At 70.9% G+C, this 26,491-nt stretch carries 21 protein-coding genes and 1 pseudogene; 16 read left to right on the top strand and 6 right to left on the bottom strand.

Translation table 11 applies throughout. The features are described 5' to 3' along the window. Positions 1–13: 13 nt before the first annotated feature. A complete protein-coding gene (locus SAVERM_RS37340) occupies positions 14–1,057 on the bottom strand; it encodes a LacI family DNA-binding transcriptional regulator (RefSeq protein WP_010988665.1) in 1,044 nt (347 codons plus the stop codon). 219 nt (positions 1,058–1,276) lie between these two features. Between SAVERM_RS37340 and SAVERM_RS37345 the strand changes: the two genes are divergently transcribed. The 6 genes and pseudogenes from SAVERM_RS37345 to SAVERM_RS37370 all read left to right on the top strand — a co-directional run bounded on the left by SAVERM_RS37345 (position 1,277) and on the right by SAVERM_RS37370 (position 10,733). Then, complete coding sequence (locus SAVERM_RS37345) at positions 1,277–2,569, top strand: ABC transporter substrate-binding protein (protein ID WP_010988666.1); 1,293 nt, start codon at positions 1,277–1,279, stop codon at positions 2,567–2,569. 6 nt (positions 2,570–2,575) lie between these two features. Then, entirely contained in the window at positions 2,576–3,469 is an 894-nt protein-coding gene (locus SAVERM_RS37350) for a carbohydrate ABC transporter permease (RefSeq protein WP_010988667.1), read from the top strand. Continuing rightward, on the top strand, positions 3,466–4,371 hold the full coding sequence (locus tag SAVERM_RS37355) for a carbohydrate ABC transporter permease (protein ID WP_010988668.1): 906 nt from the start codon (positions 3,466–3,468) through the stop codon (positions 4,369–4,371). Before SAVERM_RS37350 ends, SAVERM_RS37355 begins: the two co-directional genes overlap by 4 nt. A gap of 52 nt (positions 4,372–4,423) precedes the next feature. Further along, entirely contained in the window at positions 4,424–5,656 is a 1,233-nt protein-coding gene (locus SAVERM_RS37360) for a glycoside hydrolase 5 family protein (protein WP_010988669.1), read from the top strand. Positions 5,657–5,685: 29 nt separating this feature from the next. After that, a pseudogene (locus tag SAVERM_RS37365) lies at positions 5,686–7,689 on the top strand (endo-beta-N-acetylglucosaminidase). A 29-nt stretch (positions 7,690–7,718) separates the two neighbouring features. Further along, on the top strand, positions 7,719–10,733 hold the full coding sequence (locus SAVERM_RS37370; protein ID WP_010988672.1) for an alpha-mannosidase: 3,015 nt from the start codon (positions 7,719–7,721) through the stop codon (positions 10,731–10,733). A gap of 39 nt (positions 10,734–10,772) precedes the next feature. On the opposite strand, the gene SAVERM_RS37375 is transcribed toward SAVERM_RS37370, so the two are convergent. Then, positions 10,773–11,474, bottom strand: a complete 702-nt coding sequence (locus SAVERM_RS37375) for a FadR/GntR family transcriptional regulator (RefSeq protein ID WP_010988673.1) — start codon at positions 11,472–11,474, stop codon at positions 10,773–10,775. Between the two features lie 164 nt (positions 11,475–11,638). Between SAVERM_RS37375 and SAVERM_RS37380 the strand changes: the two genes are divergently transcribed. From SAVERM_RS37380 to SAVERM_RS37415, 8 genes are read left to right on the top strand one after another with little or no spacing between them, the layout of a single operon-like run. Continuing rightward, positions 11,639–12,685 carry a sugar ABC transporter substrate-binding protein gene (locus tag SAVERM_RS37380; RefSeq protein ID WP_010988674.1) on the top strand — a complete coding sequence of 349 codons (1,047 nt, stop codon included), beginning with the start codon at positions 11,639–11,641 and terminating at the stop codon, positions 12,683–12,685. Further along, positions 12,682–14,247 carry a sugar ABC transporter ATP-binding protein gene (locus SAVERM_RS37385; RefSeq protein WP_010988675.1) on the top strand — a complete coding sequence of 522 codons (1,566 nt, stop codon included), beginning with the start codon at positions 12,682–12,684 and terminating at the stop codon, positions 14,245–14,247. The genes SAVERM_RS37380 and SAVERM_RS37385 overlap by 4 nt, the downstream gene beginning before the upstream one ends. Then, entirely contained in the window at positions 14,240–15,265 is a 1,026-nt protein-coding gene (locus tag SAVERM_RS37390; RefSeq protein WP_037647204.1) for an ABC transporter permease, read from the top strand. The genes SAVERM_RS37385 and SAVERM_RS37390 overlap by 8 nt, the downstream gene beginning before the upstream one ends. 50 nt (positions 15,266–15,315) lie before the next feature. Next, positions 15,316–16,656, top strand: a complete 1,341-nt coding sequence (locus SAVERM_RS37395; RefSeq protein ID WP_010988677.1) for an enolase C-terminal domain-like protein — start codon at positions 15,316–15,318, stop codon at positions 16,654–16,656. Then, positions 16,653–17,408, top strand: coding sequence for an SDR family NAD(P)-dependent oxidoreductase (locus tag SAVERM_RS37400; RefSeq protein WP_010988678.1), 756 nt, complete (start codon positions 16,653–16,655; stop codon positions 17,406–17,408). Before SAVERM_RS37395 ends, SAVERM_RS37400 begins: the two co-directional genes overlap by 4 nt. Next, entirely contained in the window at positions 17,405–18,391 is a 987-nt protein-coding gene (locus SAVERM_RS37405; protein WP_010988679.1) for an aldo/keto reductase, read from the top strand. The genes SAVERM_RS37400 and SAVERM_RS37405 overlap by 4 nt, the downstream gene beginning before the upstream one ends. Continuing rightward, complete coding sequence (locus SAVERM_RS37410; protein WP_010988680.1) at positions 18,388–18,702, top strand: L-rhamnose mutarotase; 315 nt, start codon at positions 18,388–18,390, stop codon at positions 18,700–18,702. Before SAVERM_RS37405 ends, SAVERM_RS37410 begins: the two co-directional genes overlap by 4 nt. Next, positions 18,699–19,538 (top strand): amidohydrolase family protein, encoded by an 840-nt coding sequence (locus tag SAVERM_RS37415; RefSeq protein WP_037647087.1) that lies wholly within the window; start codon positions 18,699–18,701, stop codon positions 19,536–19,538. Before SAVERM_RS37410 ends, SAVERM_RS37415 begins: the two co-directional genes overlap by 4 nt. An 82-nt stretch (positions 19,539–19,620) precedes the next feature. Here the strand turns inward: SAVERM_RS37415 and SAVERM_RS37420 are convergent, their stop codons facing one another. Next, positions 19,621–21,048: a lipase maturation factor family protein gene (locus tag SAVERM_RS37420; protein ID WP_010988682.1), complete on the bottom strand. Its 1,428-nt coding sequence runs from the start codon at positions 21,046–21,048 to the stop codon at positions 19,621–19,623. A gap of 311 nt (positions 21,049–21,359) precedes the next feature. Here SAVERM_RS37420 and SAVERM_RS37425 point away from each other — a divergent pair, with 311 nt between their 5' ends. Both SAVERM_RS37425 and SAVERM_RS37430 read left to right on the top strand, forming a co-directional pair. Then, positions 21,360–23,432 (top strand): SpoIIE family protein phosphatase, encoded by a 2,073-nt coding sequence (locus SAVERM_RS37425; protein WP_010988683.1) that lies wholly within the window; start codon positions 21,360–21,362, stop codon positions 23,430–23,432. A gap of 47 nt (positions 23,433–23,479) precedes the next feature. Beyond that, positions 23,480–24,340, top strand: a complete 861-nt coding sequence (locus SAVERM_RS37430) for an Fpg/Nei family DNA glycosylase (RefSeq protein ID WP_010988684.1) — start codon at positions 23,480–23,482, stop codon at positions 24,338–24,340. Between the two features lie 43 nt (positions 24,341–24,383). Here the strand turns inward: SAVERM_RS37430 and SAVERM_RS37435 are convergent, their stop codons facing one another. From SAVERM_RS37435 to SAVERM_RS37445, 3 genes are all read right to left on the bottom strand, one after another. After that, complete coding sequence (locus SAVERM_RS37435) at positions 24,384–25,034, bottom strand: anti-sigma factor family protein (RefSeq protein ID WP_010988685.1); 651 nt, start codon at positions 25,032–25,034, stop codon at positions 24,384–24,386. 148 nt (positions 25,035–25,182) lie between these two features. Then, the gene (locus SAVERM_RS37440) at positions 25,183–25,698 is read right to left on the bottom strand and encodes a hypothetical protein (RefSeq protein ID WP_010988686.1); all 516 of its coding nucleotides are present in this window, start codon (positions 25,696–25,698) and stop codon (positions 25,183–25,185) included. Positions 25,699–25,850: 152 nt separating this feature from the next. Continuing rightward, on the bottom strand, positions 25,851–26,399 hold the full coding sequence (locus SAVERM_RS37445) for a sigma-70 family RNA polymerase sigma factor (protein ID WP_010988687.1): 549 nt from the start codon (positions 26,397–26,399) through the stop codon (positions 25,851–25,853). Between the last annotated feature and the right edge of the window lie 92 nt (positions 26,400–26,491).

The following is a 26,491-nucleotide window of genomic DNA, read 5'->3' on the forward strand; positions in this document are numbered from 1 at the left end:
CCCAGCGCCCCCGTCAAGCCCCGCAGGGCCCCGTGCTGTCCCGTTCGATCAGCCGTGGCACCGGCACCTGGACCGTGCGCGCCGGGCCGCCGTCGAGCAGCGCGGTCAGTTCCGTCGCCGCCGTACGCCCGAACTCCACCGTGTCGCGGGAGAGCGCGGACAACCACGGCTTGACCATGCGGCACAGCGCGGAGTCCTCCCAGGACACCACCGAGACGTCGGCCGGCACCGAGAAGCCCAGTTCCGTGGCGGCGGCCACCCCGGCGAGGGCCATCACGTCGTTGTCGTAGACCAGCGCGGTCGGGGGAGTGCCGCTCTCCAGGACGCGGCGGGTGACGGCCGCGCCCTCCGCGTCCGAGTAGTCCGTGGGCACCGACCGCACCTCGGCCAGTCCGCGCCGCCCGGCCTCGGCCCGCAGCGTACGGATCCGGCGCTCGGTGTGGGCGAGGCCCGGCAGACCCGCGATGTGCACGATCCGGCGATGGCCGAGGGTATGAAGCTGGTCCACGACTGACGCCATCGCCCCCGCGTCGTCCGCCCACACCGTGGACAGCCCCGGATGCAGGGCGTCCGGGACGCCGCCGATGACCACCGCGGGCAGCCCCAGTTCGTCGAGAAGGCCGGGGCGCGGATCGTCCGTACGGGGGTCGACGACCAGCACGCCGTCCACGCGGTGCTCGGCCCACCAGCGCCGGTACACCGCGCACTCGTCGGCCACGTCCTCGACCACCTGGAACAGCAGGCCGAGATGACGCTCCGCCAGCACCTCCTGGATGCCGGAGATCAGCTGAAGGAAGAACGAGTCCACGCCGAGCGTGTCGGCGGGCCGCGCCACGACCAGACCGACGGTGGCAGACCCCTCGCCGGACAGCTGGCGCGCCGCCGTGCTCGGCCGCCAGCCCAGCTGCTCGGCGACCCGGCGCACCCGGTCGCGGGTGACCTCGGAGACCCCTGGCCGGCCGTTGAGCGCGAAGGAGACGGCGCTCTCGGAGACCCCGGCGCGCTGTGCGATGTCCTTCATCGTCGGCCGACGCGCGGGAGACCGCTTGGCTGACAAACTTGCTCTCCATTCCCTGGAGCCGGTGCACTAATGCGCTTGAGTGCCAGCACTCTAAAGCGCATTAGTTGTCCCTGGCAAGAGGCTGATGAAAAGCCCCTGACCTGCGCATTCAATGCGCTCAAGAATTTAGCTCGACCGAATCCATTGACTTCCAAAGGGGCGAGCCTGCAAGGTCTGCGACGGCACCCGTTCACCCCGCCGCAGAGGAGCCCATCCGTGCGCATCTCCCGCAGAACCTTCGCCGCCGCTGCCGCCGTAGCCGTCGTCCTGCCGCTGAGCGCCTGCGGCTCAGGGGACGACGGCGGCGGCTCGACGGACGCCTCGGGCAAGGTCGAGGGCACCATCACCTTCCAGACCTGGAACCTACGGGCCAACTTCAAGTCGTACTTCGAGGGCGTGGTCTCCGACTTCGAGAAGAAGTACCCGGACACCCAGGTGAAGTGGGTCGACCAGCCGGCCGAGGGCTACGCCGACAAGATCAGCGCGGACGCGGCCGGCGGCACCCTGCCCGACGTCGTCAACGTCTCGCCGGACCTGGTCGCGCCGCTCGCCAAGGCCGGGCTCGCGCTCGACCTCGACAAGGCGGCCGCGAAGTACCGGAAGGAGTACCTGCCCGGCGCCTGGGCCAGCCACCGGATACCGGGCATGACCGGCACCTACGCCTTCCCCTGGTACCTCAACACCGGCCCGCTGTTCTACAACAAGAGCCTCTTCAAGGACGCCGGGCTCGACGCCTCGAAGCCCCCGAAGACCTACGACGAACTGTTCGCCGACGCCCTCCGGCTGGCGAAGAAGAGCAAGGGCGAGGTCGCCACGCTCGCCAACGTGCCCACCATCGAGGACTTCGGCCGCTACGGCGTCGAGCTGATGAACAAGGAAGGCACCGCCTTCGCCTTCAACGACACCAAGGGCGTCGAACTCCTCACCAAGTACAAGGAGTTGTACGACGCCAAGGCGCTCGACCCGCAAGTACTGACCGCCACCCCGGAGTCCTCCGGCAAGAAGTTCCTCACCGGGGCCGTCGCCATGAACCCGGGCAGCGCCCTGGACCTCGGAAACTTCAAGAAGCAGGCGCCCAACCTGTACAAGAACATCGGCATCACGGACCAGATCACCAGCACCGGCAAGGTGAACATGTACGTGATGGGGGTGATGGTCAACTCCCGTTCCCAGCGGAAGCCGGCCGCCGTCGCCTTCGCGCACTACGTGACCGACGCGCAGCGGCAGATGTCGTTCGCCAAGAAGGTCGCGATCTTCCCGAGCACCGCCGGCTCCCTCGACGACCCGTACTTCACCAAGGAGGACGGCACGGACGAGACGCGGGTGCGGATCGCGGCCGCCGCATCCCTGAAGAACGCGGTCAATTACACGCCCGTACTGTTCAGCGAGCAGATGAAGACCGCGCTGCGCAACGAGGTCGCCAAGGCGCTCCAGGGCAAGGAGAGCCCCAAAGCGGCCCTTGACAACGCTGTCAAGGCGTGCGACCGGCTTCTTCAGCAGCAGGGCTGACGCGCCATGGCGAGTTCCACCGTGTCGAGGGTGCGGCGCCATCTCCCCACCAGCCCCTGGCTGTTCGCCGCCCCCGGGCTGCTGGTCGTAGGCGTCTTCGTCCTCTATCCCTTCGTCTCCACGCTGGTCAACGCCTTCACCGACCGTCGGACGCTGATCCCCGGCCGGTTCGTGGGGCTCGCCAACTTCCGCGAGCTGCTGCACGACGACATGTTCTGGATCGGGCTGCGCAACAGCGCACTGTACGTCCTCGGGGTGGTCCCCGCGCTCGTACTCCTGCCGCTGCTGCTCGCCCTGCTCGTCCAGAAGAACATCCCCGGCATCGGCTTCTTCCGGTCGGCCTTCTACACACCCGTGGTCGCGTCCATCGTGGTGGTCGGTCTGATCTGGGTGTGGCTGCTGGACGAACGCGGCCTGGTGAACTCGCTGTTGGAGACGATCGGCGTCGGCAGGGTCGGCTTTCTCAGCGACCAGTGGCTGCTCCTGCTGAGCGCCATGGCCGTCACGGTCTGGAAGGGCCTCGGCTACTACATGATCATTTACCTGGCCGCGCTCGCCAACGTACCGCGTGAGCTGCACGAGGCCGCGGCGGTGGACGGGGCCGGGGCGGTACGCCGCTTCCTCACCGTGACCGTGCCCGCCGTCCGCTCCACGATGGTGCTGGTCGGCGCGCTCTCCTCGGTCGCCGCCTTCAAGGTCTTCTCCGAGGTGTACCTGATGGCGGGGCCCGACGGCGGCCCGGCGGGCGAGGACACCACGCTCGTGATGCTGGTCCAGCGCACCGGCACCGGCCTGACCGGCCGCGTCGGCTACGCCTCCGCCATGTCCGTCGTCGTCTTCGTGGTCACCGTCGGGCTGATGCTGCTCGTGCTGCGTGCCGACCGGAAGGAGGAGGCGTGAGCGTCCTGGAGAAGGTACGACCCGTCCGGACACCGGCCGCCGCCCGGGAACCCCGGGCCACCGACGAGCACGGACGCCGGATCCGCGTCTGGGAACTGGCCCTGCGCTACCTGCTGTTGCTGGCCGTCCTCGCCCTCACCGTCGGCCCCTTCCTGTGGCAGCTGTCCACCTCGCTCAAGGGCCCGACCGAGGACATCTTCAGCTCCCCGCCGAAGTTCCTGCCGGGCGATCCGACCCTGCACAACTATCAGCGGGTCGCCGACACCATCCCCGTCTGGGACTACGCGTTCAACTCGCTGAAGGTGGCCGCGGCCAACGTCGTCACCAACTGCGTGGGCTCGGCACTCGCCGGCTACGCGCTGGCCCGGTTGCGCTACCGGGGCCGGCGCGTGGCCACCCTGGTCTTCATCCTGGCGATGCTCGTGCCCGTGGAGGGCATCATCATCGCCCAGTTCACGACCATGCGGGAGCTCGGCCTGAACAACACGCTGATCGGCGTGGTGCTGCCCGGCTGCATCGGCGCGATGAACGTCCTGCTGATGCGCAACGCCTTCCTCAACCTTCCCCACGAGATCGAGGAGGCCGCCTACGTCGACGGCGCGAACGCCTGGCAGCGGTTCCTGCGGATCGCGCTGCCGTCGGTGAAGGGCACCCTGGCCGTCGTCGCGATCTTCGCCTTCATGGGCGCCTGGGACGACTTCCTGTGGCCCCTGATCGTGCTCAGCGACCCCTCGAAGTTCACCCTGACCATCGGCCTCAACTATCTGCACGGCACCTTCGCCAACGACGAACGCGTGGTCGCCGCGGGCACGGTCATCGCCGTGGCACCCCTGATCGCTCTCTTCGCCTGCCTCCAGCGGTACTTCTTCCGCGGCGTGGGCGAGGGCGCCGTCAAGGGCTGACCCCGCCAGACCGGGCCGAACCCCCCGTCATCCCGATTCGCTAGGACCCCCCATGCCCTCTGCCGTGCGCTTCGGCGTCAACTACACCCCGAGCGTCGGGTGGTTCCACCACTGGCTCGACTTCGACCTCGACTCCGTGCGCGCCGACCTCGACTCGATCGCCGCACTGGGCCTCGACCACATCCGGGTCTTCCCGCTGTGGCCGTACTTCCAGCCCAACCGCACGCTGATCCGCCCGCGCGCCGTCGAGCAGCTCGTCGCGCTCGCCGACGCGGCCGCCGAGCGCGGGCTCGACGTCAACGTCGATGGACTGCAAGGCCACTTGTCGAGCTTCGACTTCCTGCCGGCCTGGACACAGACCTGGCACCGGCGGAACATCTTCACCGATCCGACGGTCGTCGAGGGAGAGGCGGAGTACCTGCGCACCCTCGCCGCCGCGCTCGCCGACCGGCCGAACTTCATCGGCATGACGATCGGCAACGAGGTCAACCAGTTCGCGGCCGGGCCGCATCCCGACCCGGACCGCATCACCCCCGAGCAGGCGGGCGCGTGGCTGCGGCGCCTGCTCGCCGCGTGCGCGCAGGGCGCCCCCGGGAAGCTGCATCTGCACGCCTCGTACGACGCCGCCTGGTACCAGGACGACCAGCCCTTCACACCCGGACACTCCGCCCGTCTGGGGGACATGACCGCCGTGCACTCCTGGGTGTTCAACGGCACGGCCCAGCGTCACGGCCGCACGGGCACCGCCACCGAGCACCACGCCGCCTACCTCGTCGAGCTGTCCAAGGCCTGGGCGGACGACCCGCGCCGCCCGGTCTGGGTCCAGGAGGTCGGCGCGCCCGCCCCGCTGATCCACGCCGAGCACGCCGCCGCGTTCACCGAGGCGACCGTCGCGGGCGTCCTCGACTGCACGGACGTGTGGGGCGTGACCTGGTGGTGCTCGCACGACGTGGCCCGCGACCTGGCCGATTTCCCCGAACTCGAGTACAGCCTCGGCCTGTTGACCAATGACCGGCAGCCCAAGCCCGCCGGGAGGACCCTCGCCCGGATCGTCAAGGAGCAGCGGCCGTACGCACCCGCCGTACGCACCACCGCGCTGGTCGTCGACACCACCCCCGGCCGCTCCGTCTGCGCCCCCGGCGGCGCCGTCTTCGAGGCCTTCGCCCGGCTCACCGCCGACGGGGCCCGCCCCACCACCGTTCTCGCGAGCCGCGCCGACGACAAGGAACACCTCGCGGCCCGTGGCATCACCGCTGTCGTCACCCCCGATCAGGTCACCGAGTAGCCCGTCCCCACGACGATACGGAGCACACAGTGAACCTCAGCAGACGCACCGTCCTGCTCGCCGCGACCGGAGCGGCCGCCGGACTCGTCCCCGGCCTGTCCGGTACGGCGGGCGCGGCCACCCGCAACCTCCAGCCGTACGCCTCCTACTGGTACCCCGACTCGCTGCCCTCCGGCACCCCGGGCACCGGCATCACCTGGCGCAGCCTGAAGGCCTGGCGCGCCGAGAACGACACGGACCTGGCGTTCAACGCCGCCGCCGTGCCGCTCGCCGCCCGCTTCACCCCGACCCCCGCCAACACCACGGCCCGCTCGGGCCAGGCCCGCATCCAGTCCCTGGTCTCCTTCGGACCCACGTCGAGCAACCCCGCCCAGGGCGCGCCGACCGCCGACTACTACGCCCTGACCCACTGGTCGTACGTCGACGAACTCGTCTTCTGGGGCGGCTCGTCCGGTTAGGGACTGATCCTCGCCCCCAACGCCCCGATCGTGGACGCGGCCCACCGCCACGGGGTGCCCGTCCTCGGCAACATCTTCCTGCCGCCCGTCGCGTACGGCGGACAGTTGCAGTGGACGCGCGACCTGGTCCAGAAGGACGCGACCGGGCACTACCCGCTCGCAGCCCAACTCGTCGCGGTCGCCGACGCGTACGGCTTCGACGGCTGGTTCGTCAACGCGGAGACGAGCGGCGGGAACACCGCCCTCGCCACCGACATGCGTGGGTTCCTACAGGAGCTGAAGGCGCTCGGCACGGCGAAGGGACAGCGCGTCACCTGGTACGACTCGATGACCGCGACCGGGTCGGTGAGCTGGCAGGGCGCCCTGAACAGCCAGAACCAGGCGTTCTTCCAGGCCGCCGACTCGATGTTCGTCGACTTCCGCTGGTCGAAGAGCACGCTGGCCTCCTCAGGCACGCTGGCCGGGCAACTCGGGCGCAGCCGATACGAGTTGTGGGCGGGCGTCGACGTCGAATCCAACGGAACGAGCACCTCGGTCAACTGGGACGCCATCGTCCCGTCCGCCTCCGCGCACGTCGTCTCGCTCGGTTTCTACAGGCCCGAGTGGACCCGCAACCACCTGCCCGCGAACCGCACACCCGGCGACTTCCACGCGGCCGACGACCTGTTCTGGACGGGCGCGTCCCTCGACCCCGCGAAGCCGAACACGACCGCGAGCTGGCGCGCCCCCGCGCTGCGCGTCGCCGACCGCTCGACCGTCGACTCGCTGCCCTTCGCGACCGTCTTCAACACCGGCCATGGACTGAAGTGGTACGAGGGCGGCGAGGTCACCTCGGACACGGCCTGGAACCACCTCGGACTCCAGGACCGCCTGCCCTCCCGCCGCTGGATCGTCCGGACGAGCGGCGCGCGGCCGTCCGTCACCTTCGACTTCGCCGACGCCTGGCGCGGCGGCAGCAGCGTGCTGGTCGCCGGCACCCTCGGCGCGCCGGCCACCCTGGACCTGTACGAGACCCGGTTGCCGGTCGGTTCCTCCGAGACGGTCGTCGAGCTGACCCATCGCACCGACGCGGGCAGCGCCCAGATCGAGCTGGCGGTCGCCACCGCCGAGCCGAGCGCCCCCGGGCAGGCGCCGTCGTACACCTACTTCCCGGTGAGTTCAGGCGACGGCTGGGGGACCTCGACCGTACGGCTGACGGGTCTGTCGGGCACCGTACGCACGCTGGCCGTACGGCTCACCGGGAGCGGCTCCCCGGTGAGATGGCGGCTCGGCGCGCTCGCCGTCAAGAACGCCCCGGCGGAGCCTGCCGCCCCCACCGGTCTGCGCGTCACCGACGCCGACGGCGGCAGCCTGCGCTTCTCCTGGCAGCCCGCGGCCGGGGAGGTACGCCACTACGAGCTGCACCGCGTCCTCGCCGACGGCACACGCCGCTTCCTCGGCGGCACCTGCCAGTGCGCGTACTACGTCGCCGGGCTCGCGGCCGAGCAGGGCGAGAGCGCCGCACGGTTCGAACTGCGCGCGGTAGGGGAGCTCTACACCGAATCGACCGCCACCACGACCACCCACCCCTGGTAGCCAGCACCCTCACCCCACGGAGCACTCCCATGCATGACGACCGCACCCTGGTCGAAGCCCGCCTCCGGCGCGTTCTCGACGAGCGCATCCGCCCCGCCGTGTACCCCGAGTCCGTACCGCTGGAGGTGGCGGTGTGGCACGCGCCGGACGAGCCGGTGCCGGTCGCCGAAGGGCTCGCCGCCCCGGTCGGCCCGATCGCGGCGGGCGCACGCTGGGGTGCTCCCTGGGGCACCAGCTGGTTCCGCGTCACCGGGACCGTCCCCGAGGCCTGGGCCGGCAAGACCGTCGAGGCCCTGCTGGACCTCGGCTTCGACGAGAACATGCCCGGCTTCCAGTGCGAGGGGCTCGTCTACCGTCCCGACGGCACCCCGGTGAAGGGCCTCAACCCGCGCAACCAGTGGGTGCGGATCGGCGCACCCGTCGAGGGCGGGGAAGAGGTCCGGCTGCACATCGAGGCGGCGTCCAACCCCGTGATCCTCGACTACCACCCGTTCAGGCCGACCCAGTTGGGCGACAAGGAGACGGCGGGCAGTGAGCCGCAGTACAGGCTGGAGCGCATGGATCTCGCCGTCTTCGACGAGACGGTGTGGCAGCTCGTCATCGACCTCGAGGTCCTCGGCGAGCTGATGGCCGAACTGCCGGTGGAGTCGGCGCGCCGCTGGGACCTCCTGCGCGCGGTGGAGCGGGCGCTCGACGCGGTCGATCTCCAGAACGTCAACGGCACGGCGGCAGCGGCGCGCGCCCGGCTCGAAGGGGTGCTCGCGGAACCCGCCGTGCCCTCCGCGCACCACATCAGCGCCGTCGGCCATGCGCACATCGACTCGGCCTGGCTGTGGCCGCTGCGCGAGACGGTGCGCAAGGTGGCGCGGACGACCTCCAACATGACCGCGCTGATCGAGGACGAGCCCGACTTCGTCTTCGCCATGTCGCAGGCGCAGCAGTGGGCCTGGGTGAAGGAGCACCGGCCCGAGGTGTGGGCGCGGGTGAAGAAGGCCGTGGCCGAGGGACGGTTCGTGCCGGCCGGCGGTATGTGGGTCGAGTCGGACACGAACATGCCGGGATCCGAGGCGATGGCCCGTCAGTTCGTGCACGGCAAGCGGTTCTTCCTCGACGAGTTCGGCATCGAGAACGACGAGGCCTGGCTGCCCGACACGTTCGGCTTCGCGGCCGGACTGCCCCAGATCATCAAGGCGGCGGGCTCCAAGTGGCTGCTGACGCAGAAGATCTCGTGGTCGCAGACCAACAAGTTCCCCCACCACACCTTCCGGTGGGAGGGCATCGACGGAACGCGGATCTTCACCCACTTCCCGCCCGTCGACACCTACAACTGCTCCATGAAGGGCAGCGAGATCGCCCACGCGGCACGCAACTTCAAGGACAAGGGAGTGGCCCGGCACTCGCTCGCGCCCACCGGCTGGGGCGACGGAGGCGGCGGCACGACCCGCGAGATGATCGCCAAGGCGGCCAGGCTCCGCGATCTCGAAGGCTCGGCGACGGTCGCCTGGGAGACACCCGCGAAGTTCTTCGAGCAGGCCGAGGCCGAATATCCCGACCCGCCCGTCTGGGTCGGCGAGCTGTACCTCGAACTGCACCGCGCCACACTCACCAGCCAGGCGAAGACCAAGCAGGGCAACCGCCGCAGCGAACACCTCCTGCGCGAGGCGGAACTCTGGGCGGCCACCGCGGCGGTCCGCACCGGATTCCCTTACCCGTACGAGGAGTTGGACCGTATCTGGAAGACGGTGCTGCTCCACCAGTTCCACGACATCCTGCCCGGCTCGTCCATCGCGTGGGTGCACCGGGAGGCCAGGAAGACGTACGAGAAGGTCGCCGAGGAGCTGAACGGCGTCATCGACGCCGCGCAGCGCGCGCTGGCCGGCGAGGGGACGACGCCGCTCGTCTTCAACTCGGCGCCGCACACCCGTGACGGGGTGCCCGCCGGCGGTGCGCGGACCCCGGCCGTCGGGGGCGAGTGCGCGCTCGTGCCCCGCGCGGACGGCGGTTATGTCATGGAGAACGGGCGGCTGCGGGTCGAGATCGACGCACACGGACTCGTGGTCTCCGCCTTCGACCTCGCCGCGGACCGCGAGACCGTCGCACCGGGCCGGCCGGCGAACCTGCTCCAGCTGCACCCCGACTTCCCCAACATGTGGGACGCCTGGGACGTCGACGAGTTCTACCGCAACACGGTGACCGACCTGGTCGACGCCGACGAGATCGCCCCCGGTGAGGACGGCGTCTCGGTGCGGATCGTCCGGACCTTCGGCGCGTCCCGTGTCACCCAGGTGCTGTCGCTCGCGCCGGGGGAGTGGCGGCTGGACATCGATACCGAGGTCGACTGGCACGAGACCGAGAAGTTCCTGAAGCTCGCCTTCCCGCTCGACGTGCACGCGGAACGCTACGCGTCCGAGACCCAGTTCGGGCACTTCTTCCGGCCGACGCACACCAACACGTCCTGGGAGGCCGCCAAGTTCGAGGCGTGCAACCACCGGTTCGTGCACATGGAGGAGCCCGGCTGGGGTGTCGCGGTCGTCAACGACTCGACGTACGGCCACGACGTGACCCGTACCGTGCGCGACGACGGCGGTACGACCACCACGGTGCGTGTCTCGCTGCTGCGGGCCCCGCGCTTCCCGGACCCCGAGACCGACCAGGGCGTGCACCGGTTCCGACACGCTCTGGTGCCCGGCGCCGGGATCGGGGACGCCGTGCGTGAGGGCTGGCGGATCAACGTGCCGGAGCGGAAGGTCACCGGCGGGCGGGAGGTGACGCCGCTGCTGGCCGTCACCCAGGACGCGGTCGTGGTGACCGCGGTCAAGCTGGCCGACGACGGCAGCGGTGACGTGGTCGTCCGCTTCCACGAGTCCCGCGGCGGCCGGACCCGGGCCACGCTCAAGGCCGGCTTCGAGGTCGCGGCGGTCTCGGTGACGGACCTGCTGGAACGCCCGCTGGCGGACGCACGGGAGCCGGCCGTGGACGGCGACCGCATCACGCTGTCGCTGCGTCCCTTCGAACTGGTGACGCTCCGCCTCCGGCGCGCCTGACACTCCCTCGGTGCTGCGGACCCACTTTCGCAACAGGCCCTACGGCCCGATCTGGGTCCGCAGCCACTCCTCCACCTCGCCCACATGCGCGGCCGCCGCCGCCCGAGCCGCCTCCGGGTCGTGGGCGACCAGGGCGCGGTGGATCGCGGTGTGCTCGCGGCGGGTGCGGGCGAAGGCGCCCTCCTCCTGGTAGCCGCGCCAGACCCGGGCGCGGAACGTGCGGGAGGAGAGGCCCTCCAGAATCGCCGCCATCGTGTCGTTGCCCGCGGCGGCCGCGATCTCGCGGTGGAAGGCCAGATCGTGGGCGAGGATCTCCTCCGGATCGTCCGTCGCGTTCATCGCCGCCAGGTGCTTCTCCACCTCGGCCAGCTGATCGGGCGTGATCCGCGCGGCCGCCAGCGCCGTCGCCGTCGACTCCAGGATCCGGCGCACTTCGAGCAGCTCGACCAGCTGCGGACCCCGCGAGAGATCCGCCACGACCCCGAAGGTCTCCAGCAGGTCACCGGCGTCCAGCTGCGTCACATAGATGCCCGAACCGTGCCGCGCCTCCAGTACGCCGAGGACCGTGAGCGCCCGGATCGCCTCCCGCATCGAGCTGCGCGAGATACCCAGCTGCACGGCCAGATCACGTTCGGTGGGCAGCCGCTGCCCCGGCTCCAGACGGCCTTCGCCGATCATCGCCTTGATCCGCTCGATGGCGCGCTGCGTCACGGTGCCCTTCTGCGGGGCCGACTCGTCCACGCCGTTCCTCCTGTCGCCGGGTGCGCCGCAGTCTAACGAGCAATGTGGTCCGACCACTACGGCTGGAAACAGCGAAAATTTGGCTCCGAGGGGTGTTCTGGCGTGGAAGTGGTCTGATAAATATTCGGGCACCCGCTCAATCTCGCTCGATGAGGAGCCGACAGATGGCCGGTAGAACCCTCTGGAAGGCGGCGGCCGCGGCCGCCTGCGCCACCCTCGCGCTCTCGGCGTGCGGCAGCACCAAGGACACCGCCGCCTCCGGCGGCGCAGGCGGCGGCACCGGCAAGGTCGGAGTGATCCTGCCCCTGCTGACCTCGCCGTTCTGGCAGTCGTACAACGACTACGTACCGAAGATGGCGAAGTCCGAGGGCGTGGACACGCTCAAGACCGTCAACTCCAACAGTGACCCCTCGCAGCAGATCACCGACATCAACAACCAGCTCAACCAGGGGGTGAAGGGCCTCGTCGTGGCCCCCCTGGACAGCGCCGCGATCGAGGCCGGGCTCGACCAGGCCGACCGCAAGGGTGTCCCCGTCGTCGCCGTGGACGTCGCCCCGGAGAAGGGCAAGGTCGCGATGGTCGTACGCGCCGACAACGTCGCGTACGGCGAGAAGGCCTGCCAGTACCTCGGCGAACAGGTCACCTCCGGCAAGGTCGTGCAGATCATGGGCGACCTCGCCTCGGTCAACGGCCGGGACCGCTCCGAGGCGTTCCGCACGTGCGTCAGGAAGAACTACCCGAAGCTGAAGGTCCTGGAGATCCCCGCCAAGTGGGAGTCCGACACCGCGGCCTCCAAGCTCGACACCCTCCTCAACGCCAACCCCGACATCAAGGGCATCTACATGCAGGCGGGCGGCGTCTACCTCGCGCCGACGCTGCAGACCCTCAAGTCCAAGGGACTGCTGAAGAAGACGGGCGAGAAGGGCCACATCACGATCGTCTCGAACGACGGCATCCCGCAGGAGTTCGACGCCATCCGCAAGGGCCAGATCGACGCCACCGTCTCCCAGCCCGCCGACGCCTACGCCAAGTACGGCATGTACTACATCAAGGCCGCGATGCAGGGGAAGACCTTCAAGCCGGGTCCGACGGACCACGACTCGACGATCGTGAAGCTGCCCAGCGGGATCCTGGAGGATCAGCTGCCCGCGCCGCTGGTGACCAAGGACAACGTCGACGACGCCAAGCTCTGGGGCAACACGGTCAAATGAGCACACCACCACTGGTCGAGGCGCGGGGGATCGTCAAGCGCTACGGCCCCACCGTCGCCCTTCAGGACGGGCAGCTCACCGTCCTGCCCGGCGAGTCCCATGCCCTCGTCGGCCGCAACGGCGCGGGCAAGTCGACCCTCGTCGCCGTCCTCACCGGCCTTCAGGTCCCCGACGCCGGCTCGGTCCGCTTCGATGGCGAGCCCGCGCCGCCGCTCGCCGACCGGGACGCCTGGCGCCGCAAGGTGGCCTGCGTCTACCAAAAGCCCACCGTCGTACCCGACTTGACGGTCGCCGAGAACCTCTTCGTCAACCGGCAGCCCACCGGCCGCGGCGGCTTCATCAGCTGGCGCCGGCTGCGGGCCGAGGCGAGCGAGGTCCTTCAGACCTGGGATGTGCGCGTCGACCCGGACGCCCGCACGGCCGACCTCAACGTCGAGGACCGCCAAATGGTGGAGATCGCCCGCGCGTTGAGCTTCGGCGCCCGCTTCATCGTCCTCGACGAACCGACCGCGCAGCTCGACAACCGGGAGATCGAGCGGCTCTTCACCCGGATGCGCGCACTCCAGGAGTCGGGCGTCACCTTCCTGTTCATCTCGCACCACCTCCAGGAGGTGTACGAGGTCTGCCAGACGGTGACCGTGCTGCGCGACGCCCGCTGGATCACCACCGCACCCGTCGGCGAACTCCCGCGCGCGGCGCTCGTGGAGGCGATGGCGGGGGAGGTCCTCGCGGCGCGGGAACGGGCGGCCGTGCGGGACGCGGTGGCCCCTGACGCGCCGGTGGCCCTCGAAGCGCGGGGGCTCACCTCACCGGCGTACGAGAACGTCGATCTCACCGTCCGCCACGGCGAGGTCGTCGGCCTCGCCGGCTCCAGCGGCAGCGGCAAGGTCCAGCTCGCCGAGTCCTTCGCCGGACTGCACACCCCGACGGGCGGCAGTGCCCGGCTGGACGGCGAACAGCTGGTCTTCGGCGACGTGCAGGCCGCCCTCAGGGCGGGCGTCGGCTGCGTACCGCGCGACCGGCACGAGCAGGGGCTCGTGTCCGGGATGAGCATCGGCGACAACGCCACCATGAGCGTCCTGGGCCGGCTCGGGCGGTACGGGTTCGTCGGCACCGAACGCAAGCGCGGTCTCGCCGCCCAGCTGATCGATCGCCTCGACATCCACACCGAGGGCCCCGACCAGCCCGTCTCCGACCTGTCCGGCGGCAACGCGCAGAAGGTCGTGATGGCCCGCGCCCTCGCCTCCGATCCGCGGCTGCTCGTCCTCATCAACCCCACCGCGGGCGTGGACGTGAAGTCCAAGGAGTCCCTGCTGGCCCGTATGGACAGCGCCCGCGAGGACGGCACCGCCGTGCTGGTCGTCTCCGACGAACTCGACGACCTGCGCCGCTGCGACCGCGTTCTCGTCCTCTTCCACGGCCGTGTCGTCGCCGAGCACGCGGCGGGCTGGCACGACCACGAGCTGATCGCCTCCATCGAAGGAGTGGACCATGGCCACGGCATCTCCCCGGGGGACGACCCCCGGACCCCCGGCCGATCAGAGCGCGGCCCCGGTGAGTGAGACCAAGGCCGGGCCGCTCTCGCCGGTACGGGCCCCCGACCCGCGCACGGCCAAGACCGTGCTGCTCCGCCGCGCCCGCGAACTCGCCCTGGTGCCAGCCCTGTTGCTGCTCCTGGTGCTCGGTGCGGTCGTCAACGACTCGTTCCTCACCGAGCGCAATCTGATCTCGATCCTCGGCGCCTCGGCCGCCCTCGCCATGGTCGTGCTCGCCGAGTCGCTCGTCCTGATCACCGGCAAGTTCGACCTCTCCCTGGAGTCGGTCGTCGGTATCGCGCCCGCCGTGGGCGCGCTGCTCGTGCTGCCGGCCGCCCAGTCCGGCTGGGGCACCGAGTTCCCCGCCGCGCTCGCCCTCCTCGCGATCCTCGTCGTGGGCGCGGTCATCGGCGCCTTCAACGGCATCCTCGTCGTGAAGCTCAAGCTGAACGCCTTCATCGTCACCCTCGCGATGCTGATCATCCTGCGCGGACTGCTGGTCGGCGCGACCAAGGGCAAGACGCTGTTCGGGATGCCCGACGCGTTCTTCACCCTGGCCACCACCACGTTCCTGCGGGTCCCCATGTCCGTGTGGCTGGCCGCGATCGCCTTCGGTGTGACCGGCCTGGTCCTGCGCTACCACCGCGTCGGCCGCGCCCTGTACGCGATCGGCGGCAACGCGGACGCGGCCCGCGCGGCCGGTATCCGCGTCGAGCGCGTCATGCTCGGCGTCTTCGTCGTCGCCGGTGTCCTCGCCTCCGTCGGCGGGATCATGCAGACCGGCTATGTCGGCGCGATCAGCGCCAACCAGGGCAACAACATGATCTTCACGGTGTTCGCGGCGGCGGTCATCGGCGGCATCAGCCTCGACGGCGGCAAGGGCACCATGTTCGGCGCCCTGACCGGCGTACTCCTGCTCGGCGTCGTACAGAACCTGCTGACCCTCGCCCAGGTGCCGTCCTTCTGGATCCAGGCCATCTACGGCGGAATCATCCTGGTCGCCCTGATGATCGCGCGGGTGACGACGGGCCGCGCCCAGGACTGACGCCGACCGCGATCCCGTACGCCCCCGTGTCCCGGACCGAAAGGCCTCCCGTGTCCCCAACTGCCGCCCGTATCACCGCGGTCGACACCCATGACATCCGCTTTCCGACCTCCCGCGAGCTCGACGGCTCCGACGCGATGAACCCGGACCCCGACTACTCGGCCGCGTACGTCGTGCTGCGCACCGACGCGGCCGACGGCATCGAGGGACACGGATTCTCCTTCACCATCGGGCGGGGCAACGATGTCCAGGTCGCCGCGATCGACGCGCTGCGCGCGCATGTGGTGGGCCGGTCCGTGGGCGAACTGTGCGCCGACCCGGGCACGCTGTTCCGCGACCTGATCGGCGACAGCCAGCTGCGCTGGCTCGGGCCCGAGAAGGGCGTGATGCACATGGCGATCGGCGCGGTCGTCAACGCGGTGTGGGACCTGGCGGCCAAGCGCGCCGCCAAGCCGCTGTGGCAGTTCCTCGCCGACGCCGAGCCCGCGTGGCTCGTGGACCAGATCGACTTCCGCTACATCACCGACGCGCTCACCCCCGAGGAGGCGCTGGAGCTGCTGCGGCGCGGCAGGCGGGGAGCCGCCGAGCGGGCCGCCCGCCTGAGGGAGAAGGGCTTCCCCGCCTACACCACCTCACCGGGCTGGCTCGGCTACGACGACGAGAAGCTCACCCGCCTCGCCACGCAGGCCGTCGCCGACGGCTTCACCCAGATCAAACTGAAGGTCGGCGCGGACCTCGCGGACGACACCCGCCGCTGCCGGGTCGCCCGCTCGGCGGTCGGCCCCGGCATCCGCATCGCGATCGACGCCAACCAGCGCTGGAACGTCGCCGAGGCCATCACCTGGACCAAAGCCCTGGCCGAGTTCGACCCCTACTGGATCGAGGAGCCGACCAGCCCCGACGACATCCTCGGCCACGCGGCGGTCCGCCGGGCCGTCGCCCCGGTCAAGGTCGCCACCGGCGAGCACGTCCAGAACCGCATCGTCTTCAAGCAGCTCCTCCAGGCCGGCGCCATCGACATCCTCCAGATCGACGCGGCGCGCGTCGGCGGCGTCAACGAGAACCTCGCGATCCTCCTGCTGGCGGCCAAGTTCGGCGTGCCCGTCTGCCCGCACGCGGGCGGCGTCGGCCTGTGCGAACTCGTGCAGCACCTCTCGATGTTCGACTTCGTCGCACTCTCCGGCACCACCGACGACCGCGTCATCGAATACGTCGACCATCTGCACGACCACTTCCTCGACCCGGTGGTGATCAGAGAGGGTCACTACACGGCACCCGCCGCGCCGGGCTTCTCGGCCACCATGCGGCCCGAGTCCATCGCCCGGTACACCTATCCCGGCGGCACCTTCTGGGCCGCCGACCTCGCGCAGCAGAAGGGGGAAGCCGCATGACCGACTTCGAGGGCCTCAAGGCGCTGGTGACCGGCGGAGCGTCCGGCATCGGCCGCGCCACCGCCGAACTCCTCGCCGCCCGTGGCGCCCAGGTTGCCGTGCTCGACCTCGACCCGAGCGGTGTCGACAAGCCGCTGTTCGGCCATCGCGCCGACGTCACCGACGACAGCTCCGTACGCGAGGCCGTGGCCGCCGCCGTCAGCGACCTCGGCGGACTCGACGTACTGATCAACAACGCGGGCATCGGAGCCCAGGGCACGGTCGAGGACAACGACGACGCGCAGTGGCACCGGGTCCTGGACGTCAACGTCCTCGGCATCGTGCGCACGACGCGTGCCGCCCTGCCCCTGCTGCGCGCCTCCGCACACGCCGCGATCGTCAACACCTGCTCCATCGCCGCCACGGCAGGTCTGCCGCAGCGCGCCCTGTACTCCGCCTCCAAGGGCGCCGTTCTCGCCCTCACCCTCGCCATGGCCGCCGACCACGTCCGCGAGGGCATCCGCGTCAACTGCGTCAACCCCGGCACGGTGGACACCCCCTGGGTCGGCCGGCTCCTCGACGCGGCGCCCGACCCCGCCGCCGAACGCGCGGCACTGGAGGCCCGCCAGCCCACCGGCCGCCTCGTGAGCGCAGCCGAGGTCGCGGGCGCCATCGCCTACCTGGCCGGCCCGCTGTCCGACGCCACCACCGGCACCGCGCTCGCCGTGGACGGCGGTATGCAGGGGCTGCGGCTGCGCCCGGTGGGACAGTGACCACCCTCGGCCGCAGCGGCGTCGAGGTCAGCGAACTGTCCTTCGGCGCCGCCGGCATCGGCAACCTCTTCACCGCGGTCACCGACGAGCAGGCGTCACAGGCCGTGCACGCCGCCTGGACGAGCGGCATCCGCTACTTCGACACCGCGCCGCACTACGGCCTCGGCCTCTCCGAGCGCCGCCTCGGCGCCGCCCTGCGCGAGCACCCCCGGACCGCGTACACGGTCTCCACCAAGGTCGGCCGCCGGCTGGAACCCACGGACGCGGGCGGCGACGACCTGGCCGACGGATTCGCCGTGCCCGCCACCCATCACCGCGTCTGGGACTTCAGCGCCGACGGGGTACGACGCGCTCTGACGGCCAGCCTCGAACGGCTCGGCCTGGACCGCGTGGACGTCGTCTACCTCCACGACCCCGACGACCATGCCGAACAGGCCTTCCGCGAGGGCTGTCCGGCGCTGGAGAAACTGCGTTCCGAAGGCGTGGTCGGCGCGATCGGCGCGGGCATGAACCAGACCGCGATGCTGACCCGCTTCGTCCGCGAGACGGATGTCGACGTGGTGCTGTGCGCGGGCCGGTACACGCTCCTCGACCAGCGCGCACTGGCCGACCTGCTGCCCGCCGCGGCCGACCGCGGCACCTCCGTCGTCATCGGCGGCGCCTTCAACTCCGGCCTGCTGGCCGACCCGAAACCGGGCGCCACCTACAACTATGCCGCTGCGCCGCCCGAGTTGCTGGACCGCGCCCTGCGGCTCAAGGCGGTGGCCGAGCGGCACGGCACCACCTTGCGCGGCGCCGCGCTCGCCTTCTGCGCCGCCCACCCGGCCGTGGCCAGCGTCCTGGTCGGTGCCCGCTCGCCGTACGAAGTCCGTGACTGCGCCGAGCAGTTCGCCGCGCCCGTGCCCGCCGACTTCTGGCAGGAGCTGCGCGCCGAGCGGCTGCTGCCCGAGGACGCCCCGGTTCCCGGCGAGGAGGGCCCATGAGGATCGCGCTGCACACCAAGGTCCGCGCCGACCGCGTCGCCGCGTACGAGGCCGCCCACCGCGAGGTCCCCGAGGAGCTGACCGCCGCCATCCGCGCCGCCGACGTCACCTCCTGGACGATCTGGCGCTCCGGCACCGACCTCTTCCACGTCCTGGAGTGCGAGGACTACGGCCGTGTGCTCGCCGAGCTGGAGAAGCTGCCGGTCAACATCGCCTGGCAGGCGCGCATGGCGGAGCTGCTCGACGTCGTGCACGACTACTCCGGTGCGGGCGCAGAAGCGGGCCTGCCCGTCGTATGGGAGCTGCCGTGACGGTCGACGCCCACCACCACGTCTGGGACCTGTCCGTCCGCGACCAGGACTGGATCACCGGCCCGGAACTCCAGCCCCTGCGGCGGAACTTCACTGTCGCGGACCTCGAACCGGAGGCACGGGCGGCCGGGGTCGACCGGACCGTGCTCGTGCAGACGGTCACCGTCGCCGAGGAGACGCCGGAGTTCCTCGCCCTCGCGGCGGAGAGTGAGCTGATCGGGGGAGTGATCGGCTGGACCGACCTGACCCGGCCGGACGTGGCCGACGAGCTGGCGCGCCTCGCGGAGCTCCCCGGCGGCGCGTATCTGCGGGGCATCCGCCACCAGGTCCAGGGCGAGCCCGACCCCGACTGGCTGCTGCGCCCCGACGTCCGCCGAGGGCTCGCCGCCGTGGCCGGGGCGGGGCTCGTCCACGACCTGGTGGTCCTGCCGCACCAGCTGCCGGCCTGCGTCAAGTCGGCCAGAGACCTGCCCGAACTCATTTTCGTCCTCGACCACTTGGGCAAGCCGCCCATCGCGTCGGGCGCACGCGAACCGTGGGCGACGCACGTCCGGGCGCTCGCCGCGCTCCCCAACACCGTCTGCAAACTCTCGGGCATGGTCACCGAGGCCGGCCCCGGCACCTGGACGGCCGACGCGCTGCGCCCGTACGCGGACACGGTCCTCGACGCCTTCGGCCCCGGCCGTCTGATGTTCGGCTCCGACTGGCCGGTGTGCACGCTCGCCGCGTCGTACGGCCAAGTCATCGACGTCGCCAACGAGTTGACGGCCGCACTCGGGGCCGACGAGCGCGAGGACCTGTTCTCCGGCACCGCGACCCGGGTCTACGGCCTCTGATCCCCCGGGTCTACGGCCGCTGATCCTCGGCGCGGCGGTGCGCCCGGACCTCGCCGCCGCGCCAGGCCCGTGGGCGGAGCGACTACGGGTCCCGCAGCTCGACCCTCGTCGCCAGCCGCGTCGCCGGCAGATACTCGCGCACATACGTCCGCTGCCAGTACGCGCCCGTCTCCCGCAGCTCGCGCCAGGTCGTGTACTGGTAGCGGTACAGCCGGGCCCGGACGAACCGGGGCGGGGCGTCCGGCGGGAACGGCGAGCGGCGCAGCAGCCGAAGCGTGTCGCGGTCGTTCTCCAGGAGCCGCTCCACCAGACCGCCGAACCATGAACCGGCGTACGCGGGGGAGAGCGCCGCGAACCACATCATCCAGTCGAGCCGCAGGTGGTACGGGGCGAACTGGCGCGGCCACCGCCGTGGATCACCCGGCTTGCCCTTGAACTCGTACTCCCGCCAGTCCGCGTCCTCGCGCGGTTCGTCGTCGGCGGTGCCCTCGATCACCACCTCGTGCCGGGTGCGGCTGACGCTGCCGAACGCGCCGTAGGTGTTGACCAGGTGGAGCGGGTCGAAGGAGCGGTTCATGACCTGCCGCCGGGAGAGCATGTTGCGGGCCGGCCGGTAGCTGAGGCCCACCAGCCCGGCGGCGACGGCCAGCACCACGATCTCGTACCAGAGCGGTGCGCCGGGCACGTCCGGCGGGGTGCCGGGGAACGCCACCGCGGACAGGGCCAGCACGATCGTCAGCCAGTTCAGCCAGGCGAAGTTGCCGGACAGGACCAGCCACAGCTGGGTGAGGATCATCAGCGCGGCGGCGGCCGTGGCGATCGGCTGCGGGGTGAACAGCAGAACGGGGACGACCAGTTGGGTGACGTGGTTGGCGGCCACCTCGGCCCGGTGGAGGGGCTTGGGCAGGTGGTGGAAGAAGCAGCTCAGCGGGCCCGGCATCGGCTGGGTCTCATGGTGGTAGTACAGGCACGTCAGCTTCCGCCAGCACGCGTCCCCGCGCATCTTGATCAGGCCGGCCCCGAACTCGACGCGGAACAGCACCCACCGCAGCAGGAAGAGGACCACGACGGGCGGACCGGCCTCGTCGTTGCCGAGGAACACGGCGAGGAAGCCCACCTCCAGAAGCAGCGACTCCCAGCCGAAGCCGTACCAGGTCTGGCCGACGTTGACGATCGACAGATACAGCACCCACGGGACCAGCCAGAGCACCATGGCGCCCCAGAGCGGCAGGTGCGAGTCAAGACCCGCGACGAGCGCCGCCGACACCGCGCAGCCGGCGCCCGCCCAGGCCGCGAAGAAGCGGTCCGAGTAGTGGAGTTGGAAGACGCTCGGCGCCCGACGGAACGGCACCTGTGCCACGAAGCGCGGAACCGGCAGCATCCCCCGCTCCCCGATCAGCGCGCGGAACTGGAGGGCCGCGCCGAGGAACGCGACGAGATACACGACGGCCAGCGCCCGCTGGAAGACCAGCCGGCTCCACCAGTAGTCGGTTGCCGTGAACCACTCCACGTCGAGCGCTCCTCTCCCCTCCATTGTGACGCTGGGTGACCGGCGCCGCGAGAACGTGGTGCGCGTACCCGTCAGAACGCCCGTCACGACCTGCACGCTCGCTTCACCGACTCCACGGCGGCCTCCACCGCGACCGCGGCTCCCGTCACCCGGACGCCGCAGTCGGCGCCCACCGGGAGCCCTTCGGCGACGCGGGAGCGCTCCCGCGCCCTATCCCGACGGTTCGGCGTGCGGCGCCCTGCCGCCGGGCCGGCCGCCCGGCGGTAGGCTCCGAAGTCGAGGAATAGGACAAACCCTGGCAAGGTGGCCCCATGGTTGATCGGGGAGCGAGCGCCCTGTCACTCCCGGACGACTGGACCGCCCACCCGGATCCGATCCTGGCGCTCAACCGCATGGGCAGCTTCGACTGGGACCTGGACACCGGTCTGATGCACATGGACGCCCAGGCCCACGAGATCTTCGACGTGCGCCCCGACGAATACGAAGGCCGCCCCGAGACCCTGAGCGACCGGGTGCCCGCCCCGGAGGCCCGCCGGCTCGACGCGCTGGTCTCCCGGGCCCTCAAGGACGGCAGCGAGAACTACGGAGCCTACTTCCGCCTCCGCCGTCGCGACGGCTCGCTGCGCTGGACCCACACCCAGGGCTACATCCGCCGCGACGAGGGCGGCCGCCCGCGCCGGATCGTCGGCATCGTCCGTGACGCCACGGAGGAACTGCGCGAGAGCGAGGCACGCCAGGAAGCGAGGGGCCGGGACGAAGTCAGGCGCCGGCAGACGAACGTCGTCCAGGCCATCACGGCGGCCCTGGCCCACGCACGGACCGTCCAGGACGTGATCGACGTCCTCAAGGACACCCACGGCCTCACCTATCTCGGTGCGACGAGCCTGGTCATGGGCCTGGTGGAGGCCGGCCGCATACGGCTGGTCGCCGAGGGGCCCGCGGGGAGCTTCGTGCCCGGCACCCTGGTCACACGCATCGACGAGAAGTATCCGATGAGCGAGGTCGTGCGCACCCTCAGGCCGATCTTCATCGAGTCGCCCGAGGAGTTCGCCGACCGCTATCCGATCCTCTGGCCGAACATCATCGACCTGAACATCACCTCGTCCGCCTACCTGCCGCTCATCGTGCAGGCCCGGCCCATCGGCGCCATGGGCCTGCTCTACAACGACCGGCGAGGCTTCACCCCGGAGGAGCGCAACGTCCTCGTCGCGCTCGGCAGCAGCATCGCGCAGAGCCTTCAGCGCGCCATGTTCTACGAGCAGGAGAAGGATCTCGCGCAGGGCCTTCAGCAGGCCATGCTGCCCCGCTCCATACCCAGCGTGCCCGGCGCCGACGTGGCCGTCCGCTACCGCTCGGCGAAGATCGGCCGGGACATCGGCGGCGACTGGTACGACCTGATCCCCCTGCCGGGCGGCCGCGTCGGCGCCGTGATCGGCGACGTGCAGGGCCACGACACGCACGCGGCGGCCGTCATGGGCCAGCTGCGGATCGTGCTGCGCGCCTACGCCGCCGAGGGACACACGCCTGCCACCGTGATGGCCCGCGCCTCCGTCTTCCTGCACGAACTCGACACCGATCGCTTCGCGACCTGCCTGTACGCGGAGGCCGACCTGTCCACCGGGGTGATGCAGCTCGTCCGGGCCGGCCATATCGACCCCCTGGTGCGGCACATGGACGGCACCTGCCGACGGCTGCCCGTGCAGGGCGGGCTGCCGCTCGGTCTCTCGGCGGAGTTCGGCCGCCTCGAATACCCGGTCGACACCATAGAGCTCGATCCAGGCGAGACCCTGCTGCTGTGCACCGACGGCCTCGTCGAGCAGCCCGGTGCCGACCTCGACGAGGGCATGCAGACCCTGCTGGAGCTGCTCCGCTCGGGTCCGGACGACGTGCGCGACCTCGCCGACCTGCTGATCGACGTGGCCGAGGAACGCGGCGGCGACGACGACGTGGCCCTGCTCCTCATGCGCCGCCAGGGCCTTGGCCGGCAGTCCGGCGGGCGTCTCCAGCAGCACGTCGCGCCCGGTGACCCGGAGGCGCTCACCGAGGCCCGCCACATGATCCGCGCCGCGGTCCGGGCCTGGGGCGCCCGCGAGCGCGCCGACGAGATCGAACTGGTCGCCGACGAGCTGATCACCAACGCCCTCATGCACACCGAGGGCTCCGCGATCGTCACCCTCAGGGTCCTCACCGGCCCCGACCACAGACTGCGTGTCGAGGTCGAGGACTCCTCCAGCGCCCTGCCCCGCCGCCGCGAGGCCGGTGAGTGCGAGGTGTCGGGGCGCGGTCTGCTGCTCGTGGACCGGCTCGCCGATGTCTGGGGCGTGGAGGCCCGGGGCAGCGGCAAGTGCGTGTGGTGCGAGTTCATCGTCCCGGAGCGGAGCTGACTGCTGCTCCGCATGGCGTTGTCGGTGCCGGGTGGCACTCTGGAGGCATGCCGGAACTGCCCGAGGTCGAAGCGCTCAAGGACTTCCTGGCCGACCATGTCGTCGGCCACGAGGTCGTGCGGGTGCTGCCCGTCGCGATCAGTGTCCTGAAGACGTACGACCCCCCGGTCACCGCCCTTGAGGGCCGGGAGATCACGGCGGTGCGCCGGCACGGCAAGTTCCTCGACCTGGAGGCGGACGGCCTGCACTTCGTGACGCACCTGGCCCGCGGCGGCTGGCTCCATTGGCGGGACAAGCTGCCCGACGCCCCGCCCCGCCCCGGCAAGGGCCCGCTGGCGCTGCGTGTCGCGCTGGAGACGGGAGAGGGCTTCGACCTGACGGAGGCCGGCACACAGAAGAGACTGGCCGTCCATGTCGTACGGGACCCGGGTGACGTCCCGGGCGTGGCCCGGCTCGGCCCGGACCCGCTCGCCGACGACTTCGACGAGGCGCGCTTCGCGCGGCTTCTGGAGGGCGAGCGGCGCCGGATCAAGGGCGCGCTGCGCGACCAGAGCCTGATCGCGGGCGTGGGGAACGCGTACAGCGACGAGATCCTGCACGCCGCGAAGATGTCACCGTTCAAGCTCACCTCGGCCCTGACCGCCGAGGAGATACGACAGCTGTACGCGGCACTGCGTACGACGCTCACCGAGGCGGTCGAGCGCTCCCGGGGGCTGGCCGCCGGGCGGCTGAAGGCGGAGAAGAAGACCGGGCTGCGGGTGCACGGCAGAACGGGGGAGCCCTGTCCGGTGTGCGGGGACACGATCCGCGAGGTCTCCTTCAGCGACTCCTCGCTCCAGTACTGCCCGACCTGCCAGACCGGCGGCAGACCCCTGGCGGACCGGCGGATGTCACGGCTGCTCAAGTAGGCGGCTCAGGCGGGAGCGGGAGCGAGGGCGGGCCCGACGTGCCTCAGTGGGACCTGAGCGTCAGCAGGAGCTGCCCGTTGCCGGTGCGGATGTCGTAGTGCTCGATCTCGTCGGGCCGCAGCGCGGCGCCGCCCTGCATGGTGGTGGGACCGCCGTCGTGCGAGGGCGCCATCCACGTCGTCACGGTCTGCTCGGAACCGTCCTTCCCCACCGCGATGAGCCGACAGGAGTGGGGACCGGAGGCGTCCTTGACCGTCACGTCGATCTCGCTGCCCCAGACCCGTTCCTGGGTGGTGACCTGCGCCCACACCCCGGTCTTCGCGCCGGTCGCGGTCAGTTCCGTCGATGCGGAGCCGTGCCCGGCGACCATCGCCACCACGGGCCCGCCCACCGCGAACACCACGGCGGCGGCGACCGCGTACAGCCAGCGCCTGCGCCCGCTGCGGTGCCGTGTCGCCACCTCGCCGAGCAGCCGCTCCATCAGGCGGGGTCCGGGTGCCGCGAAGGGATGCACGGCTCGCGGCGTCGCCCGCCGGTACAGCATCAACTGCCGCGCGGCGGGCCGGAATTCGGTCACCTGTGCCGTGCAGCTGGGGCACTCCATGAGGTGGTCCTCGAAGCGGAAGGCTTCCGCCTCGTCGAGCACGCCGAGCGCGTAGGCGCCGACGTCGCGATGGCGTTCCAGGGACCTCATACCAATTCCTCATGCCGGTGAAGCGGGGTGGGGGTGGTGTTCGTGTTGCTGTTGCCCACCGGTACGGACCAGGCCGCCGAATCACTCAAGGCTGTTGGAATAACAGTCAAGATATTCGGAGCGGTCGGGCCTGCGGATTGGTCCGAATCTAAAAAAGATGGATGGCGAGGTGTCCGAGCGGCAGCCCCAGCTGCCAGGCGGGCGTCCAGACCTTGGGTCCGTCGTCCTCGCCCAAGACCGAGCCGCCGCCGGGCACCGCGTCCAGGTCAGGGGCGAGCAGCTCGGTCTCCTCCAGCCAGCGCCAGGCCGCGGACGCCAGATCCAGGTCCGGCGACGGGCCGCCCGACTCGACGGCCTCGGCGGCCAGCGCGGCCATCCGTGCACACACCCAGTCCTGCCACGGCTGGTCGTACGCCGTCAGCGAAAGCCAGGTCTCCAGCTGCGAGACGACCCGGATACCGGAGAGCTCACCGCTGGTGTCGGAGAGGAAGATGGTAAGCGCCAGGGCGTCGCGCCCGGCGCGGAACTCGAAGGACGTCGGCGGCATCAGGTCGCCGGTCCGCAGCAGTTCGTCCGCGATGTACTCCGCGTACAACCATGCCATGGGGACGGTGAGTTCACCGCCGCCGGCGCCGTCCGTGCTCTCTTGACCTCTGTGCAGCATCCCTTCCTGCCTTCCTCCGGTGCGTGCGCGTCGCCCGACCCCGGACTTGCCCGACCCCGGACTACTGTTCCGGAACACGGATGAGGACAGCAGATTGCTCAACCATGGTCCTCAGCAAGGCGCTTTACGGAGGTTTGACTCGGCCTTCGGTTTCACCGCAGGTCGGCCGCGTATCCCGGAAGAACCCGGCGCAGGGCGCGCAGCGCGTAGTACGCGCGGGACTTCACGGTACCGGGCGGAATCCCCAGGGCCTCGGCGGCCTCCGCCACACTCGCCCCCCGGAAATACACCTGCACCAGTACTTCACGATGCTCGGGAGTGAGTGTCTTCACAGCGTCGCGCACATCGAGCGTCGCGGCGGACCGTTCGGCGTGATCGGCGCACACCCGGGCGTTCTCCAGTACGGCGTCCCCGACCTCGGCGGGCCGCGCCTGGCGGGCCCGTCGCGCGTCGATGGCGAGCCGCCGTGCGACGGTGAGCAGCCAGGGGCGCACGGAGGTGAAATCGTGCGCGCGCAGCGCCTCGGGGTGTTGCCAGGCACGTACGAACGTCTCCTGCACGAGGTCCTCGGCGCGCTGGCGGTCCCCGTCGCAGAGCCTGAGCAGCAGCGCGAAGAGCGGTCGGCCGTGCTCGCGCTGCAGCTGCGCCAGCTCGTGCTCGGCGGTCGTCCCGCGCCCGATGGTGGTGGTTACGGCCGTCATGGCGGCTATGGCAGCGCACCGCGCTCCGCCGGGACAGGGAGCGCGCACGGGTCTGCGGCGGACGGTCGAACCCGTCGTTGAACGGTACGACG

The sequence above is a fragment of the Streptomyces avermitilis MA-4680 = NBRC 14893 genome (genome assembly GCF_000009765.2).
Classification (GTDB): Bacteria; Actinomycetota; Actinomycetes; order Streptomycetales; family Streptomycetaceae; genus Streptomyces; species Streptomyces avermitilis.